The organism is Bacillus sp. Brlt_9 (genome assembly GCF_051948935.1).
In the GTDB taxonomy this organism is placed as follows: Bacteria; Bacillota; Bacilli; order Bacillales; family Bacillaceae_G; genus Bacillus_A.
On the sequence record NZ_JAYJLO010000015.1, the window covers coordinates 23480 to 40001 of the forward strand.

The 16522-nt window shown below is 37.1% G+C and carries 20 protein-coding genes; 14 read left to right on the forward strand and 6 right to left on the reverse strand.

Going from position 1 to position 16522, the window contains the following annotated elements:
- The first annotated feature begins 92 nt into the window (after nt 1–92).
- The 3 genes from VF726_RS29290 to VF726_RS29300 all read left to right on the forward strand — a co-directional run bounded on the left by VF726_RS29290 (nt 93) and on the right by VF726_RS29300 (nt 1839).
- Nucleotides 93–332, forward strand: a complete 240-nt coding sequence (locus VF726_RS29290; RefSeq protein WP_000595025.1) for a YuzB family protein — start codon at nt 93–95, stop codon at nt 330–332.
- 245 nt (nt 333–577) lie between these two features.
- Nucleotides 578–1444, forward strand: coding sequence for a diaminopimelate epimerase (dapF, locus tag VF726_RS29295; protein ID WP_000077403.1), 867 nt, complete (start codon nt 578–580; stop codon nt 1442–1444).
- A 41-nt stretch (nt 1445–1485) separates the two neighbouring features.
- Nucleotides 1486–1839, forward strand: coding sequence for a HesB/IscA family protein (locus tag VF726_RS29300; protein WP_000573830.1), 354 nt, complete (start codon nt 1486–1488; stop codon nt 1837–1839).
- A 106-nt stretch (nt 1840–1945) separates the two neighbouring features.
- Here VF726_RS29300 and VF726_RS29305 read toward each other — a convergent pair whose 3' ends face one another.
- Nucleotides 1946–2509 (reverse strand): GNAT family N-acetyltransferase, encoded by a 564-nt coding sequence (locus VF726_RS29305; protein ID WP_440173770.1) that lies wholly within the window; start codon nt 2507–2509, stop codon nt 1946–1948.
- Nucleotides 2510–2682: 173 nt separating this feature from the next.
- On the opposite strand from VF726_RS29305, the gene VF726_RS29310 reads away from it, so the two are divergent.
- From VF726_RS29310 to VF726_RS29325, 4 genes are all read left to right on the forward strand, one after another.
- Entirely contained in the window at nt 2683–2871 is a 189-nt protein-coding gene (locus VF726_RS29310; protein ID WP_440173772.1) for a hypothetical protein, read from the forward strand.
- Nucleotides 2872–3044: 173 nt separating this feature from the next.
- Complete coding sequence (locus tag VF726_RS29315; protein ID WP_440173773.1) at nt 3045–3386, forward strand: hypothetical protein; 342 nt, start codon at nt 3045–3047, stop codon at nt 3384–3386.
- Complete coding sequence (locus VF726_RS29320; protein ID WP_440173775.1) at nt 3373–4011, forward strand: O-methyltransferase; 639 nt, start codon at nt 3373–3375, stop codon at nt 4009–4011. The genes VF726_RS29315 and VF726_RS29320 overlap by 14 nt, the downstream gene beginning before the upstream one ends.
- A gap of 106 nt (nt 4012–4117) precedes the next feature.
- Nucleotides 4118–4471: a YxeA family protein gene (locus VF726_RS29325; protein ID WP_440026122.1), complete on the forward strand. Its 354-nt coding sequence runs from the start codon at nt 4118–4120 to the stop codon at nt 4469–4471.
- A gap of 27 nt (nt 4472–4498) precedes the next feature.
- Here VF726_RS29325 and VF726_RS29330 read toward each other — a convergent pair whose 3' ends face one another.
- Complete coding sequence (locus VF726_RS29330) at nt 4499–4960, reverse strand: DUF523 domain-containing protein (RefSeq protein ID WP_440173777.1); 462 nt, start codon at nt 4958–4960, stop codon at nt 4499–4501.
- Between the two features lie 81 nt (nt 4961–5041).
- Here VF726_RS29330 and VF726_RS29335 point away from each other — a divergent pair, with 81 nt between their 5' ends.
- Nucleotides 5042–5923: a helix-turn-helix domain-containing protein gene (locus tag VF726_RS29335; protein WP_440173779.1), complete on the forward strand. Its 882-nt coding sequence runs from the start codon at nt 5042–5044 to the stop codon at nt 5921–5923.
- A gap of 17 nt (nt 5924–5940) precedes the next feature.
- Here the strand turns inward: VF726_RS29335 and VF726_RS29340 are convergent, their stop codons facing one another.
- The 3 genes from VF726_RS29340 to VF726_RS29350 all read right to left on the reverse strand — a co-directional run bounded on the left by VF726_RS29340 (nt 5941) and on the right by VF726_RS29350 (nt 8956).
- A complete protein-coding gene (locus VF726_RS29340; protein ID WP_097817476.1) occupies nt 5941–7188 on the reverse strand; it encodes an MFS transporter in 1248 nt (415 codons plus the stop codon).
- A gap of 175 nt (nt 7189–7363) precedes the next feature.
- On the reverse strand, nt 7364–7840 hold the full coding sequence (locus VF726_RS29345) for a GyrI-like domain-containing protein (RefSeq protein ID WP_440173780.1): 477 nt from the start codon (nt 7838–7840) through the stop codon (nt 7364–7366).
- Nucleotides 7841–7966: 126 nt separating this feature from the next.
- Complete coding sequence (locus tag VF726_RS29350; protein ID WP_166688319.1) at nt 7967–8956, reverse strand: NAD(P)/FAD-dependent oxidoreductase; 990 nt, start codon at nt 8954–8956, stop codon at nt 7967–7969.
- 463 nt (nt 8957–9419) lie between these two features.
- Between VF726_RS29350 and VF726_RS29355 the strand changes: the two genes are divergently transcribed.
- The 5 genes from VF726_RS29355 to pepA all read left to right on the forward strand — a co-directional run bounded on the left by VF726_RS29355 (nt 9420) and on the right by pepA (nt 13899).
- Nucleotides 9420–10628 (forward strand): NAD(P)/FAD-dependent oxidoreductase, encoded by a 1209-nt coding sequence (locus VF726_RS29355; RefSeq protein WP_440173783.1) that lies wholly within the window; start codon nt 9420–9422, stop codon nt 10626–10628.
- Between the two features lie 124 nt (nt 10629–10752).
- Complete coding sequence (locus VF726_RS29360; RefSeq protein WP_440173784.1) at nt 10753–11259, forward strand: NUDIX hydrolase; 507 nt, start codon at nt 10753–10755, stop codon at nt 11257–11259.
- Nucleotides 11256–11573, forward strand: coding sequence for a YuiB family protein (locus tag VF726_RS29365; protein ID WP_000027015.1), 318 nt, complete (start codon nt 11256–11258; stop codon nt 11571–11573). The genes VF726_RS29360 and VF726_RS29365 overlap by 4 nt, the downstream gene beginning before the upstream one ends.
- A gap of 86 nt (nt 11574–11659) precedes the next feature.
- Nucleotides 11660–12286 (forward strand): 3D domain-containing protein, encoded by a 627-nt coding sequence (locus VF726_RS29370; protein WP_140386927.1) that lies wholly within the window; start codon nt 11660–11662, stop codon nt 12284–12286.
- 128 nt (nt 12287–12414) lie between these two features.
- Nucleotides 12415–13899 (forward strand): cytosol aminopeptidase, encoded by a 1485-nt coding sequence (gene pepA / locus VF726_RS29375; protein ID WP_440173786.1) that lies wholly within the window; start codon nt 12415–12417, stop codon nt 13897–13899.
- Nucleotides 13900–13991: 92 nt separating this feature from the next.
- On the opposite strand, the gene cdaS is transcribed toward pepA, so the two are convergent.
- The gene (gene cdaS, locus VF726_RS29380; RefSeq protein WP_105989947.1) at nt 13992–14597 is read right to left on the reverse strand and encodes a sporulation-specific diadenylate cyclase CdaS; all 606 of its coding nucleotides are present in this window, start codon (nt 14595–14597) and stop codon (nt 13992–13994) included.
- 143 nt (nt 14598–14740) lie between these two features.
- Here cdaS and VF726_RS29385 point away from each other — a divergent pair, with 143 nt between their 5' ends.
- Complete coding sequence (locus VF726_RS29385) at nt 14741–16465, forward strand: phospho-sugar mutase (RefSeq protein ID WP_440173787.1); 1725 nt, start codon at nt 14741–14743, stop codon at nt 16463–16465.
- Nucleotides 16466–16522 lie beyond the last annotated feature (57 nt).

Sequence of the window (16522 nt, forward strand, 5' to 3'; positions counted from 1 at the left end):
AGAATGTATAACAAAAACAACAAGAGACAGCTTAGTTTTCTTCTTATAGATAGTCAGAAGGTAATTTGTTTTGTAGTACAGGGGGGAGAATTTTGATTAAACCATTAATTGAATTTTGTGTAGGTAACCTTGCGAGTGGTTCACAAGCAGCTTTAGAGAAATTAGAAAAAGATCCGAATTTAGATGTAATGGAGTATGGTTGTTTAGGATATTGTGGCATTTGTTTTGAAGGACCATTTGCACTTGTAAATGGTGAAGTTGTACAAGGTGCTACAGTAGAAGAACTGGTCAATAATGTATATGATTATTTGGATGAAAATCCAATGTTTTAAGGTGTTGCAATCGGCAGCACCTTTTTCTTTTTCTTATGAGATAAAATTTTGTTTCGCAGGGGAGGATAATATTGTATATAAATAAAAAAAGGCCCTTTTAGAAGGGCTTTTTTCTTACACAACTTGTGCAAGAATGGCTCATCGCCAAATGTTGTCAAATATGAGAAACGGGGGACATTCATATTGTGTTCTAAAAGCGTGCATTTTATACTTGAAATAACAAATTATTTTTGGAGTGAATACAAATGAGCCAATTTTCTTTTACAAAAATGCATGGTCTTGGCAATAGTTATATATATGTAAATATGTTTGAAGAACAAATTCCGGAAGAAGATTTAGCTCTTGTGGCGGAAAAAGTTTCAAATATTAATACTGGTATTGGAGCAGATGGAATGATTTTAATTTGTCCTTCTGACGTAGCTCCGGTGAAAATGCGCATGTTTAATAATGATGGATCAGAAGGAAAGAGCTGCGGTAACGGTCTACGCTGCGTAGCGAAATATGCGTATGAGCATAAACTAGTAGAAGAAACAGTCTTCACAATTGAAACGTTAGCTGGCATTGTAACGGCGGAAGTAACGGTAGAAGAAGGGAAAGTTACGTTAGCGAAAATCGATATGGGAGCACCGCGTTTAACACGTGCCGAAATACCGATGCTTGGTGAAGGTGAAACACCATTTATTCGTGAAAACTTCTTATACAATAATCATCGTTATGCATTTACAGCTGTTTCAATGGGAAATCCGCATGCGGTTATTTTTGTGGATGATGTAGAACAAGCACCTCTTACAACACTTGGACCAGTTCTTGAGACGCATGAAATGTTCCCAGAGCGAGTAAATGTTGAATTCATCGAGATTTTGAATGAGGAAGAGATGAACTTCCGTGTTTGGGAACGTGGATCTGGTGTAACACAAGCTTGCGGAACAGGGGCGTGTGCTGCAGTTGTAGCCTCTATTTTAAATGGGAAAATGGAACGTGGTAAGGAAATTACAGTTCATTTAGCTGGCGGCGATTTAATGATTGCATGGACAGAAGAAGGCAATGTGTTAATGAAAGGACCTGCGGAAGTAATTTGCCGCGGAGTGTATGAGTACAAGATAGAAGCGTAAAGATGTATAATAGAATGAGAACAGAAAGGATGGTGTATTTCATGATTGAAGTTACAGAACAAGCAGCTTTTCAAATTAAAGATATGTTAAAAGATGCTGAAGATGGAGAGAAGTACGTGCGCCTTGCTGTACATGGCGGCGGATGTACTGGCCTTTCTTACGGCTTAGGATTTGAAGTAGAACCAAAAGAAGACGACACAGTTCTTGAGTTTTTCGGTGTTGAATTTGTTATCGATACAGAAAGTGCTCCAATTGTTAAAGGAGTAAAAATTGATTATAAACAATCGATGCTTGGCGGCGGATTCACAATCGACAATCCAAACGCAATCGCATCATGCGGATGTGGATCATCTTTCCGTACAGCGACGAATGCTGGTAAGCCAGAAGAGTGCTAAGCTTTTAGCCAAAATAGAAAAAGACCTTTTTAGCGATAGAATAAAATCGTTAAGGAGGTCTTTTCTTTTGCCGGAAAAGCCCGATTAGCGAGGGCTAATCAAAATTTCACTTTATCTTTGCATAGATGTAAGTATCAGTTAGTTGTTTGCCGTCAGCTGAAAAATCTTCATTACGTAATATCCCTTCAAGTTCAAAGCCTAGTTTTTCAGGGAGTGCACGACTTTTCGTATTATTACATTCACATCGTATTTCAATCCTTCTAAATTTGAATAACTGAAATCCAAGGTTTGTTAACGCGCTTACTGTTTCTGTCATATATCCACTGCCACTAAATTGTGTGTTAACCCAGTATCCAATTTCACATTTAGAAACCTTCCAATCAACCCCGTGAAGACTAGCCGTTCCAATAAAATCATTCGTCTCCTTATGATAGATAAGATAGCGAAAGCTTTCTCTTTTCAAAAAATCTATATGTGCATTTCTTAGAAGAATTTCCGTTTCTTCAACAGTAGGAATGGACTGGAATAGAGACAACCATTGCTTTAATTCATGAATTGAATCTTTAATAGCTTCATGTACTATATTCCCTTCACCAGCTTGAAGTGGTGCTCTAAGAATGAGTCTGTCTGTTTCTATTTGTAACGGAACATCTAATAAAATAGGGTTCATATTATTTCTCCTCTCAAAAGCTAGAAAACAATAAATATATATTCCATTCATTATTTAGAAATCCCTTTGCACATATTGAAAATGAAACTACCAGTTAGTACAAAAAATAGCTGCCGAAGTAGCTTTAAGTTCTCTTTTTTCAGTTATAATGGAAGGGTAGAAAGAGGGGATATATGCTGGAAGATATTTTTGAATTTATATTGAAGCACGTTATAGGTCCTATTTTTAGATTTATAAGATACCTTGTGATAGATATTATAATAGAATGCATAATAGAAGGTGTAATAAACGGTATAAGGAGATTACGTGATAAAATCCGTGATAAGTGGCGAAACTGGCGTGAAAGACGTTATTGGCGGTAATAGGTACAATAGAAAAATTGCTAGTAAAGAGATAGCGGATAAAAAGTCTTAAGGGAAATGAATTATATAATTCATTTCCCTTAAGGCTTTTTATTTTGACAATATGTATACAAACGTATACAATTTGAGATATAAAATAAATGTATACATTTGTATACAAAGGGGGATTTGAAATGAGAGAAGATAAGTTTATGAAAGAAGGTCGAAACCGTGGTGAGCGTCATAGAGGGAGAGATGGATCTCATCATCGCGGGCCGAAAACATTTCGCCGCGGGAGAGCAATCGCCTTTTTAGAAATGATGAATTTGAAACGAGCGACAATTAAACAACAGTTAAGTGAGCCGGAATTCCAGTCCATTCAGCAAATTTTAATTGGGGAATTAAAGGCGATTGATATGGTTATTAATGAATTTACACAACTATTTGAAATACATGAGAGTGAAACAGAAGAAGCGCCTATGTTAGATGAGAAGGCAGATCTAGAGAAAGGGACTGCATCTGATGAAACAAATTAATCGTTATATTGATTCTGTATTCTGTGGTCAAGATACGTTTTTGGATGAAGTGATTACTTCCATAAAAGAAAACGAAATGCCGCCGATATCGGTATCACCTTCTTCGGGTAAACTTTTAACGATGTTAGTTTCCATTTCTGGAGCGAAAGATGTTTTAGAAATAGGTGCATTAGGTGGATATAGTGGTATTTGTCTTGCAAGAGGTTTTGGAGAAGAAGGTACGTTAACTTCACTTGAACTTGAAGAGAAATATGCAGAGGTAGCGCATCGTAATTTACATAAAGCGGGACTTGGAAAACAAGTGTCGTATATGACTGGTGCTGCGTTACAAAGTCTTGAAAAATTAGCTGCAAGTAATAAGCGATTTGATTTCTTCTTTATCGATGCGGATAAGGAGAATTATGAAAATTACTTAACGTACTGCATTAAGCTTGCAAAGCCAGGTGCTTTAATTGTTACAGATAATGTTTTAGCTGGTGGTAGTGTAGTAGATGAAAGTGCGAAACAAAAACGTTATACAGAAGTTATGAAGAAGTTTAATGAAGTAGTAGCAACTCATCCAAGTTTAGAATCCGTACTCATTCCAATTGGTGACGGGATGACGGTTTCTAGAGTGAAGAAATAATTATTATCTTACAAAAGTGTAATGTTCATGTCATGTTTTTGAATTTCTTCTTTAAGCTCTGGGCTTTAAGATAAGAATATAAGAAAAAACATATGAGGTGAAGGAAATGAAAAGATACATTGCACTGTTTAGTATTTTAGTTGTATTTGCAAGTTTGTTAGTCGGTTGTGATTTAAACCGTATGGGTAAAGATGAGTATTACGTTCAAATTACAACTGATGGAATTGAGAAGAATGAAAAAGCTGATAACGGTGAGCCACATAAATCATTCGAGTATAAGTTACCTGCATTTGATAAAGAAGGTAAAGAAAAAGAATTAGAATTTACAGCTGTGAAAAACCTTCGTAAAGAAGCGTTCTTACGTGTATATCACTCAGATAAAAAAGGTGTAACAGCTTGGGAAGAAGTGAAGAAAGACGAGCTTCCAGCGAAAGTGAAAGAAAAATTAGGTGCGAAATAAGAAAGAAAAAGGAATTGACGAACAGGGTCAATTCCTTTTTTTATTTTCAAAATCTTCTTCTGAAATGACTGTAAAGCCATGTCTTTTAAATAAAGCAGTTGTTACCCCGTAACCAGTTTGTTTATTTCCGTTAAATTCTCCAGTGTAAATGGTAGCACTACCACAAGATGGACTACGTTCTTTCAAAATAATATATTCTGGGTGTAAATTTTTAATTTGTTCTAGCGCTTTATAAGCACCATTCACGAAAGATTCTGTGACATCTTCACCGTCTTTTGTCATCACTTTTGCTGTTCCGTCCAAAACGTCATCGCCATTCCCGCCAATAATTTCAGCTGAAGGACGAGGTGTTGGTAGTCCTCCTAATACTTCAGGACAAATGAGGATTGTATCTTCATTTTGCAGTAGTTCCTCTATTTTTGAAACAAGATTGTCATTCCCATCATACCGACAAGCGATACCACCTAAACAAGCGCTAATTACGATCATATTTTCATCTCCAATAAAAAAATATTAAATTCTACGCCAATTTCCCGTCCTGCTTCTTACTTATAAATGAGGTGATACAAATTGGGAAGCTTATATAATTTAATGAAACCATATAGTGAATTTCAAAGTAAAGAAGAGTTTAATGCATATCAAAAACAAGTGTTGAAATATTATCGATTTCAATTAAATAAAACGGATGCTACCATTATTCATTTTTTAGGAAAGTATGCAGTGAATGAGAAACAGAAAACAGTGGGGGTTGCCTGTCCGTTAATGGAGACGATTGCTATAAATGTTGAAAAAAGTATTCGTACAGTACGCCGCTCCATTGCCAAGTTAGAGGAATTAGGAATTATAAAGCGTGTTGCGACAAAAGAAAGGCATAAGCGCGGCGGGTATAGTGCGAACTTATATGTATTTCTTGCATCTGCAATTGACCGCATGGATGACCGTATGAAAATGTCCGCATGTGAAAGTGAGGATGATGCAGCTGGCTGTAGTGGAAAGGAGCAAAAAAGCGACGGGGAAACAATTCTTTCTAAAAACATTCCACAAATAAAAGAGAAAAGAAAAGGAACGTACGAGCTTGATGAGACGTATTGTCGTCACGATATACCAAAGCCTTTTATATACGCACTTGTGCCGATGACGCGTAATCCGAAGAAAATTAATATATTTTGGAGTAAGGTGGAACTTGCTTATAAAAAGAGCGGGTTACTAGAGCAAGGTGTTTTGCTAGATCAAATATTAGCTGATGAAGAAGTGTATGGAAACCTCATTTGGCGTGTGAAGAGTGTTGTGAGAGCGTATAAATACGGAGAAATCCGTAAAAATGTGAGGGCACTTTTATATAGTACAGTGCGGGATTTATTTTTAGAGGTTGGACTAGAGTGGGGAGCAGCTGTGAGAAGAAGTAGGGGGAAACCGTTATTTGATCCGTTTAAAAAGGAGCCATGCGTATAATACATGACTCCAAGTAGCTAGTCGAACTTTCTTACAACTGGAACACGAATCGCTACAAATAGTACGAAGACGATAACAGCGATTGCACCGCTTTTCATAACGGTTACGATTGGAATTCCTATTGCAAGTGCGATTGATGTGAATGCATAAGAAAGCGGGATAAAGCCCATTGATGATAGCATAAGTAAACTCATTACGCGTCCCATCATTTCTTCTTTTACTGTCGATTGAATCATCGCCATAAGAGGAACGATAGCCATTGCAATTGTAATACCGTAAAACATGCCAGCTAATAATGCTTGCCAAAGTACGGTGCTAAAGTTAATGGATAAGAAGAATACACCAGACAGTAGCATCATGATAATGCAAAATAGACCACGTCTACGATTAATATTTTTTAAACCGACAATGACAGCACCTATTGCCATTCCACCGCCCACAGATGCTTCTAAGTAACTAAACTGAAGAGAATCACCGTGCAGAACATTTTTAACGAAAAGCGGGAAACCGACTTGCATCGGACCAATTAAAAATAAGTTTAAAAAGGCACTACAAAGAAGGAAAGTTGAAAGGAATGGTGATTCTTTTACATATAAGATTCCTTCTTTAATAGAAGTGAACATGCCTTTGTCTGTATTTTGCTGTTCTGGCATCGTAAATTGTATTTTTTGAACGAGTATGGCTGCGACGATTAGTAATAAAATCGTGATCGAAAAGATCGTTTCATAGTTCGTAAATTTGATGAGAATGCCGCCAAGTACAGGACCTAAGATGACCGATGCTTGGTTTGTCATTTGTGTAAGTGAGTTTGCTTGTGTTAAACGGCTTTTTTCTACAAGTTCAGGTAAGATAGATCCGTCAGCTGACCAGAAAAAAGCATCAGCAAGTCCAAAGAATAAAGCGAATAAAGCAAATGTATACAGTGTTACATCACCTACGATGAACCATGTAAGAATGGTCGCGACGAGAATAGCACGAATAATATTAGAGTAAAACATAATGTTTTTTTTCGGGAATTTATCAGCTACAGCGCCGCCGATAATCATAAAAATAAGTCTTGGAACACTAAGAGCTACGAAAACAACACCGAGTGAAGCCTCAAGGTTTAATGTTTTTGCTATGTACCACGTTTGTGAAAAAGTAAAAAAGGCTAAAGCAAAACTTGAAAAGAGTGTAGCTGCCCAAAGAAAAAGGAAATTCGTATTTTTTAATAACGGTTTTCCGCTTCCCTCTAAAGCAGATTTATTTTGTTGTAGTTCCTCCATATTGCTTCCTTTCTATGTGACAAATTTAAACTAAAAAACCTGTTAACAATCGTTTTATACAGTTTCTAATATTTCTATACTGCACTTTCTCATTGTAGACAATAATGTTGGGTTTGCACAGTGGCTATTTAACGACAAAAAAGAAGATACCATTTGGTATCTTCTTTTTTGTCGTTCAGGCTAATGCAATATAAATATCCAATTGAACGTTGTTTGGATCTAACGCTCTTTCATCATAAAGCTCAAAGTCAGTTGTAAAAGCACGTTTGTTTTCTTTTGACCATTTCCAAATATATTCCCAAGCTTCGCAAACGACTTCAGCAACTGGTCCTTTTCTTGTTGTAAATACCGCATACGTAGCAGCAGGTATTGTCAAAGTTGTCATATTTTCAGGAACGTCCTCTAATGAAGAAACGGGCATGCCGATTGTAAATTGATATGTACCAGTTTCATCTGATTCGTAATTTGAATAGAAAGCGAATGTTTCTTTCGTTTGTTGATTTGGGATGTGATGCATGGTTTGTTCTTGGAAGTATCGGTTCCAGAGATGTGGGATTTTACCTTCAGTAGATGCCTCTATTTCATTTGTCGTCGTAATCGAAACGCCGATTGCTTGGAAAGCTTCTTTTTTTACGATAATCGGTTCTTTCATTTTAAAATCTCCCCCTTATTATATAGAACGTTTGTTCTTGTTTATTGTAACATATTTTGGAAGGGGGAGGTAGCGCAATAACAAAAGAACTCCTTTTGCGTAAAAGGAGTTCTTATCATTTCTATATTAAAACATACTAGAGCTGTGCATCGGTTGCAGTTTTGCGCTTGGATCGAAGTAAGCTTTTGCATTGTTTACTGCTGTTGGTGCTTCACCGAAGCCGCAAGCAATGAGTTTTACTTTTCCTTCATATGTACAAATGTCACCAGCAGCGTAAATGCCAGGAATATTTGTTTCCATTTTCGAGTTCACGAGAATGCTGTTTTTTTGTATATCTAAGCCCCAGTTTTTAATTGGTCCAAGGGAAGAAACGAAGCCGTAGTTTACGATTACATCATCAACATCGATAATAATTTTTTCTTCCGTTTTTACATGCTGAAGAACGACTTGTTCAATTTTGTCATCACCAATGAGTTCTACTGGAACGTACGGTGTACTTACTTCTGCACGAGAATTCATTAAGCTTTCTACGCTATGTTCATGCGCACGGAATTTATCACGGCGATGAACGATTGTAACTTTGTCAGCGATCGGCTCTAACATCATTGTCCAATCAACAGCTGAATCGCCGCCGCCAAATACTACGACGCGCTTACCAGCAAATTTATTCATATCATCAACGAAATAATGTAAGTTTTTCTTTTCATACTTTGCTGTACCTTCTAATTCTAAACGGCGTGGTTGGAAAGCACCATTGCCGGCAGTAATAATAACTGATTTAGAATAGTGGGTTTGCTTATTCGTAACAAGTTTAAATATACCGTCAGCTTGTTTCTCAAGCGTATCAACAGCTTCTTCTAAACAAACGGTTGGATCAAATTTCTTCATTTGCTCTTTTAAGTTATCAACTAACTCTTGTGCGCGCACTTTTGGAAATCCAGCTACATCATAAATGTATTTTTCAGGGTAGAGTGCGGATAATTGTCCGCCAAGTTGAGGTAAGCTTTCAATGATTTTTACACTTGCTTGTCTCATACCGCCATAAAATGCTGTGAACAGCCCTGTCGGACCACCACCAATAATTGTTATGTCGTAAACTTTTTGATTTTCTGCCACTTTCATTCCCCCTATAGATGGAATTTTGATATTGATTTCATATATTGTTCATATGTACACGAAAATCCTGCAAATGATGACACTTTCAAATAAATGATAGCATATTTGAGTTCATAATACTTCTGAAAACGACTGAATTGTGTGTAAGTTTTCGCATAGATGCTTTTTTAATTGTATAAAATAGGGTGAAAGGAAAATACATGAAAAAAAGGCTGAAAAACCCTTGAAAACGCTATGTTATTTTAAAATATTGATAATTCTCCAGACGCTTGAATTCTGGAATAAAACCGACTAATATAGGGAAGTATTATGTTAAATTTCTATGACAAAATTCGTACGATTTTTTGACTGCGTTTTGTTATGATATAGAATGTGATAAATTCCACATTCTTGACAAATAGAGTTTTTTGGTACTTGGTATTATTTTTCATTACTATTATATAAAGAAAAGGGTTGTGATTTGGTGAAGACTCCAAAAATCGTAGTTTTAGGTGCAGGTTATGGCGGGATGATTACGACTGTTCGTCTGCAAAAAGCATTATCTGTAAATGAAGCTGAAATTACGTTAGTAAACAACAACAGCTATCACTACCAAGCGACTTGGTTACACGAGAGCGCAGCTGGTACATTACAAGATGAAAAAATCTGTCTAGATATTCAAGACGTTATTGATACAAATAAAGTGAACTTTGTACAAGATACAGTAGTAGAAATTAAAGCTGCTGAAAAACGCATTATCTTAAAAGACGGCGAGTTAGAGTATGACTACTTAGTAATCGGTCTTGGTTTCGAATCAGAAACATTCGGAATTACAGGATTAAAAGAGCATGCATTCTCAATTGCTAACATTAATGCAACTCGTGAAATTCGTGAGCATATGGAAGCTAGTTTCGCTAAGTATGCAACTGAACAACGTGATGAGTTAGTAACAATCGTTGTTGGTGGTGCAGGATTTACTGGTATCGAGTACGTAGGTGAGCTTGCGAACCGTGTTCCTGAACTTTGCAAACAGTATAATGTACCACGTGAAAAAGCACGTATCATCTGTGTAGAAGCTGCTCCAACAGCACTTCCAGGTTTTGATCCAGCATTAGTAGAATACGCTGTAAAACAACTTGAGAAAAAAGGCGTAGAATTCCGCATCGGTACAGCAATTAAAGAAGCAACTGAAGAAGGTATTATCGTTGCAAATGGCGATGATACTGAATTAATTAAGTCTGAAACAGTAGTTTGGGCTGCAGGTGTTCGTGGTAACGGTATCGTGGAAGAGTCTGGCTTTGAAGCAATGCGCGGACGTGTAAAAGTTGATGAGTACATGCACGCTCCGGGATACGAAGAAGTATTCATGGTTGGTGACGCAGCGTTAATCATTAACGAAGAAATTAACCGTCCATACCCACCAACAGCACAAATCGCAATTCAACAAGGTTACAACATTGCACACAACTTAACTGTGTTAGTTCGTGGCAAGGGCGAGATGAAGAAATTCGCTTTCGATAATAAAGGATCTGTATGTTCTTTAGGTCATGACGATGCAATGGGCGTTGTTATGGGCAAAAAGTTAACAGGTTGGAAAGCTTCTTTCATGAAGAAAGTTATCGATAACCGTTACCTATTCTTATTAGGTGGACCTTTATTAGTTCTTAAAAAAGGTAAATTAAAGTTCTTTTAATATATAGTAGAGAAAAGCAGAAACGGCTAAGAGCTGTTTCTGCTTTTTTCATTTAAAAAATATAGTATAATATATAAAAAAGAAAGAATATTCTGTCCGTTCTAGTAGAGGAGGTTATTACATCATGGAGAAGCGAGGGAAAGTGTGGTTAGCTGTCAGTGGCCTAGTAGCTACAAAAGATGGCAGGTGGTTATTCGTTAAGAAGAAATACAGTGGATTAAAAGGGAAATGGTCTTTGCCGGCTGGTTTTGTAAATGAAGGTGAGACGGTTGATGAAGCTGTGAAACGTGAAGTGTTAGAAGAGACAGGCATTGTCGCTCATGTGAAGGGGATCATTGGTGTTCGATCGGGCGTGATTCGAAATGAGATTAGTGATAATATGATTATTTTCCTTTTGGAGCCTGAAGGAGAAAACATTATTGTACAGGAGAAAGAATTGTCTGAAGTAGCATTTCTACATCCAGATACGATTGCGGACGATCCGAATACGTCTGTACTTATTAAATATTTGTTAGAAAGAAAATCAGAATTACATCTTGAGATGGACAAAACATTAAATCCAGGAGAGCAATTTGGTTATACAGCCTATCATGTATTTACGGCGCATACGAAGGAGAGGGAGAAAGAGTGAGTATACCGGTACTACTTATTTCAATGATGTTATTTTTCATTTTGTTTTTTGGAATTGGATTTTTACTCAACATGATATTGCGAGCAACATGGGTAATGGTTATTGTGTATCCGATTGTTTGTATGCTTATTATTAATAAGGCGAGTATGTGGGATTATTTTTCAAAGCCAAAAGAAACATTTTCTTCATTTGGGACAAGTGTATCGCATTTAGGACAAGCGGATGTATTTATTTTATCGACTGGATTAGTAGGTGCTGCTTTAGCTGGAATTGTCATTAAGAAACTTCGGAAAAGCGGATATCAAATGTTTTAATCTCCAATTCATTTGGAGATTATTTTTTTGCATATTCCTTCATTGTATAGGGAATGATTAACGATGAAGGAGTGTGGAATATAAAAATGTTAAAACGATATTGTATTCGCATTATGATGACTTGTTTACTTGTATCCGCATTATGCGTAACATGGAATGCTTTCACAGGAGTTTCTTTATTAGAGATTGTAAAGAAATATGAGGGAACGAGTGCAAAAGAAGTACATGCAGCAGAAGTTAAGAGAAATGTTGCTCCGAGTAAAGAAGTGATAAATGCTTTAGAGCAGGCAAATGACTGGTCTAAATATCGTTCAATTGAAATGACCGCAACAGGTTATACATCGGGAATTGAGTCAACTGGCAAGAGGCCGGGACATCCGGAGTATGGTATTACATATTCAGGTGTTAAGGCGAAAAGGGATTTATATTCCACAATCGCTGCGGATTTACGTGTATTCCCGATTGGAACGATTCTCTTCGTTCCAGATTATGGGTATGGTGTAGTAGCTGATAAGGGCGGTGCTATAAAAGGAAACCGTCTCGATTTATATTATGATACGGTGAAAGATGTTTATAGCCAATGGGGTAAGAAAAAAGTAAATGTATACGTAGTGAAAATAGGAAATGGTAAGTTTACAGAAGAAGAGTTAACGATGTTAAATGAAGACGAAACGATGCAAGTGTTCCGTGGTCAATATTTAAAACAAAGATAGTCTAGTGGTAATTACGCTAGACTTTTTTTATTTCATAATAGAGATAATAGTAGAAGTTAGAATTGTCGCATTTTATCGAAAATAAAGTTATAATAAAGGTAGAGTAGAGAAATTTAGGGGGTCTGAACATGTTTCAAGTACAAAAAGAATTAGCAAGCCATGAAGCGGTAATTGTTGCCTTATTTGAAGAAGAGAAAACGAGTAGTTTTGTACAAGAACTGGACAAAGCGTTTGAAGGACAATTACAAGTTTTATTAGAAGAGAAAGAACTTTCTACTAAGAAGAAAGCTATTTCAAAAGTACATAGTTTAGGAAAAACAAATGTGAAACGTTATTATTTCGTTGGTTTAGGTAAGAAAGAATCTTATACGACGGAAACGTTACGTGCAGCTCTTGGTAAGGCTTTTAAAACACTGCAAGCAGCAAAAGTACAAGATGCAGCAATCTTACTGGATTCTTTCGTAACAGAGAAACTAGACGTGATTGATGTAGCTCACATTGCAGCAGAAGTACAAAATCTTGGTACATATGAATTAGAAACGTATAAATCAGATAAAAAAGATCGTGTGGAATTAGAGAAGTTCACGGCTATTACAGCGGAAGATGCACAAGAAATCGAAGCGGCATTAACAGTTGGTTACGTACATGGACATGCGACAAATTCAGCTCGTACACTTGTAAATATGCCGCCAAACGTATTAACAGCAACAAAGCTTGCCGAGTATGCTGTTGAGTTAGCGGAGAAGTATGATATGGATTATAAAGTTCTTGAGAAAGAAGAGATGGAAGAGCTTGGTATGGGTGCATTACTTGCAGTAAACCAAGGTAGTACAGAGCCGCCAAAAATGATTGCTCTTATTTATAAAGGTAAAGAAGAGTGGACAGATGTCATTGGATTTGTTGGAAAAGGAATTACATACGATACAGGTGGTTATTCTTTAAAACCGCGTGAAGGCATGGTCGGTATGAAAGGTGATATGGGCGGTGCAGCTGCTGTATTAGGTGCGATGGAAATTATCGGTGAACTTCGCCCAGAGCAAAATGTGATTGCTATTATTCCATCAACGGATAACGTTGTAAGTGGTACAGCATTTAAGCCAGACGATGTAATTACATCTATGAGCGGAAAAACAATTGAAGTATTAAATACAGATGCAGAAGGTCGTCTAGCATTAGCTGACGGTATTACGTATGCGAAAAAATTAGGTGCAAACTATTTGATTGATGTTGCGACATTAACAGGTGGAGTAATTGTTGCACTTGGAAATCATACGACAGGCGCAATGACAAATAATGAAGAACTGTTTGAGCAAGTGCTAGAGGCATCTATGGAAACAGATGAATCAATTTGGCAATTACCGATTTTTGATCGTGATAAAGAGCGCGTTCGAAACAGTAAGTTTGCTGATTTAAATAACTCACCAGGCCGTGAAGGACATGCGGTTATGGCAGGTACATTCCTAGGTGAATTCGCTGAAGATACACCGTGGGTACACTTAGACATCGCTGGAACATCTGAATCATCAGGAGCGCATGATTTAGGACCAGCTGGAGCAACAGGTGCGATGGTACGTACACTTGCAACACTTGTTGAACGTTTCGGAGAAGAATAAGATCATAAGAGAAGGCTGTTCCAACATTTTGGAACAGCCTTTTTTTATTGGTATGACTATGGTTGTCTTCTCACACAGTAACTCGTTTCATTTTACAAGGAAATCGTATATAAAGTCCCGTTTAAAGCAAATGAAGTGCGTCCCGTTTCTTCAGAGACAACTAAAATAAGTGCATCGCTTTTCTCTGATAAGCCAATTGCAGCTCTGTGACGTGTTCCTAGCTCAGGATCAACTTCTGTACTTCTTGTTAATGGAAGAATATTAGCAGCTGAAACAATATGATTATTTTTAACGAGAACGGCTCCGTCATGGAGAGGGTTACCTGGATAAAAAATCGATTCGAGCAGTGGTGCGGTTAAATGAGCATTTAATGTTGTTCCAGTTTGAATACAAGATTCAAGTGTCTCGTTTCGTTCCACAACAATAAGAGCACCGTGTTTTCTGGCGCTTAAATGTTGGACAGCTGTTGTAATGAACTGTGAGCTTTCCGTATAAGGTGATAAATACGCTTGAATATAGTATGTAGCTGCCAGTGTTTGTACATTTGCTAACATATGATGAATATCTTCCATCTTGCACAAAATACATTCATCTTCTTTATCAATTGCTTTTCTCATAATTGATAATTCTTTTTCAGCAATTTCAATCATTTGCTTTGTTTGTATTTTGAGCTCTTCTGACAAGCCCCATTCCTGCATAATCCTCATTCCCTTTAGTGGAGTATTTAGTCATAGTGTATACAAATATTCCTAGTAAAATCCTGTTAGATTGTAAAAAATATTGAGATACAGGTTGTTTTTTTCATATAATAAAGGTATGACAAGCGAGAGGAGATAGAAGTATGAACTGGAAACAAGAATTTAGTCGCTGGCTTTCATATGCAGAGTTAGACGCAGAACTAAAAGAACAGTTAGAAAACATGAAGCAAGATGAGAAGAAAATTGAGGATAGCTTTTATAAAAATCTAGAATTCGGCACAGGTGGTATGCGTGGTGAACTTGGTGCTGGTACGAACCGTTTGAATGTATATACAGTTCGTAAAGCAACACAAGGATTAGCGAAGTTTATTAAAAAGTTAGGTGAAGAAGCGAAGAAGCGTGGTGTTGTGGTAGCGTATGATTCTCGTCATAAATCACCTGAGTTCGCAATGGAAGTAGCTGCTACACTTGGTGCGCATGGTATTACAACATATGTGTTTGAAAGCTTACGTCCAACGCCAGTGCTTTCTTTCGCAGTTCGTCATTTACATACAGTGAGTGGAATCGTTCTTACGGCAAGCCATAATCCGCCGGAATATAACGGTTATAAAGTATACGGTGAAGATGGTGGGCAATTGCCTCCAAAAGAAGCTGATGAATTAATTAGCTACGTAAACGCAGTAGAAGATGAGTTAACAGTTGAGGTTGCTGATGTGGAGCAATTAAAAGCTGACGGTTTATTACATATTATTGGACAAGAAGTAGATGATGCATATGCTGCAGAATTGAACAATGTCATTATTAATAAAGAAATGGTACAAAAGGTTGGGAAAGACTTAAAAATCGTCTTCACACCACTACACGGAACATCAAATCTTTCTGTACGCCGTGGTTTAGAAGAAGTTGGATTTACAGATGTAACAGTTGTAAAAGAGCAAGAGTTACCAGATCCGAACTTCTCTACAGTAAAATCACCGAACCCGGAAGAACATGCTGCATTTGAGTATGCAATTCGTGACGGTGAGAAGGTAGGCGCAGATGTGTTAATCGCAACGGATCCTGACGCAGACCGCCTTGGTGTAGCAGTTCGTAATCACGATGGTGAGTTCCAAGTATTAACTGGTAACCAAACAGGTGCATTAATGCTTGATTACTTATTATCTCAAAAGAAAGAAAACGGAACACTTCCAGAGAACGGTGTTGTATTAAAAACAATCGTAACGTCTGAAATTGGCCGTACAATCGCGAAAGCATACGGTTTAGATACAGTTGATACGTTAACTGGATTTAAATTTATCGGTGAGAAAATTAAACAGTATGAAGAAAGCGGACAATACGAATTCCAATTCGGTTACGAGGAAAGCTATGGTTATTTAATCCGTCCATTCTGCCGTGATAAAGATGCAGTACAATCTGTTCTATTTGCATGTGAAGTAGCTGCATACTACAAATCACAAGGCAAAACGTTATACGATGGTCTATTAGAAGTATTTGCGAAGTACGGTTTCTTCCGTGAAGATCTTGTATCGTTAACACTAAAAGGAAAAGATGGAGCGGAACAAATTCAAGAAATGATGGCAACATTCCGTGAAAATCCTCCGAAAGAAGTAGCGGGCTTAACAGTTGTAGCAGTTGAAGACTATAAAGCGAGCATCGTTACATCTTTACAAGATGGACATAAAGAAGAGATTCACTTACCGAAATCAAATGTGTTAAAATATCAGTTAGAAGATGGTTCTTGGTTCTGCCTACGTCCATCTGGAACTGAACCGAAGATCAAATTCTACTTTGGTGTACAAGATAGTTCTTTACAAAATAGTGAACAAAAGTTACTTACTATTAAAGAAGATATTATGAATCGTTTATAATATAAAGTAATTTTAAGTAGTAGAGAACAAAAGGGAGTGAAGCCTCCCTTTTGTTCT

Bases quoted from the DNA above. Each gene is read 5' to 3' on its own strand.
- VF726_RS29300 (WP_000573830.1), top strand. From the start codon at position 1,486: ATGATTGAAGTTACAGAACAAGCAGCTTTTCAAATTAAAGATATGTTA.
- VF726_RS29370 (WP_140386927.1), top strand. From the start codon at position 11,660: ATGTTAAAACGATATTGTATTCGCATTATGATGACTTGTTTACTTGTA.
- VF726_RS29360 (WP_440173784.1), top strand. From the start codon at position 10,753: ATGGAGAAGCGAGGGAAAGTGTGGTTAGCTGTCAGTGGCCTAGTAGCT.
- VF726_RS29310 (WP_440173772.1), top strand. From the start codon at position 2,683: ATGCTGGAAGATATTTTTGAATTTATATTGAAGCACGTTATAGGTCCT.
- VF726_RS29315 (WP_440173773.1), top strand. From the start codon at position 3,045: ATGAGAGAAGATAAGTTTATGAAAGAAGGTCGAAACCGTGGTGAGCGT.
- VF726_RS29325 (WP_440026122.1), top strand. From the start codon at position 4,118: ATGAAAAGATACATTGCACTGTTTAGTATTTTAGTTGTATTTGCAAGT.
- dapF (WP_000077403.1), top strand. From the start codon at position 578: ATGAGCCAATTTTCTTTTACAAAAATGCATGGTCTTGGCAATAGTTAT.
- VF726_RS29330 (WP_440173777.1), bottom strand. From the start codon at position 4,960: ATGATCGTAATTAGCGCTTGTTTAGGTGGTATCGCTTGTCGGTATGAT.
- VF726_RS29305 (WP_440173770.1), bottom strand. From the start codon at position 2,509: ATGAACCCTATTTTATTAGATGTTCCGTTACAAATAGAAACAGACAGA.
- cdaS (WP_105989947.1), bottom strand. From the start codon at position 14,597: ATGCAGGAATGGGGCTTGTCAGAAGAGCTCAAAATACAAACAAAGCAA.
- VF726_RS29345 (WP_440173780.1), bottom strand. From the start codon at position 7,840: ATGAAAGAACCGATTATCGTAAAAAAAGAAGCTTTCCAAGCAATCGGC.
- VF726_RS29340 (WP_097817476.1), bottom strand. From the start codon at position 7,188: ATGGAGGAACTACAACAAAATAAATCTGCTTTAGAGGGAAGCGGAAAA.
- VF726_RS29385 (WP_440173787.1), top strand. From the start codon at position 14,741: ATGAACTGGAAACAAGAATTTAGTCGCTGGCTTTCATATGCAGAGTTA.
- VF726_RS29320 (WP_440173775.1), top strand. From the start codon at position 3,373: ATGAAACAAATTAATCGTTATATTGATTCTGTATTCTGTGGTCAAGAT.
- pepA (WP_440173786.1), top strand. From the start codon at position 12,415: ATGTTTCAAGTACAAAAAGAATTAGCAAGCCATGAAGCGGTAATTGTT.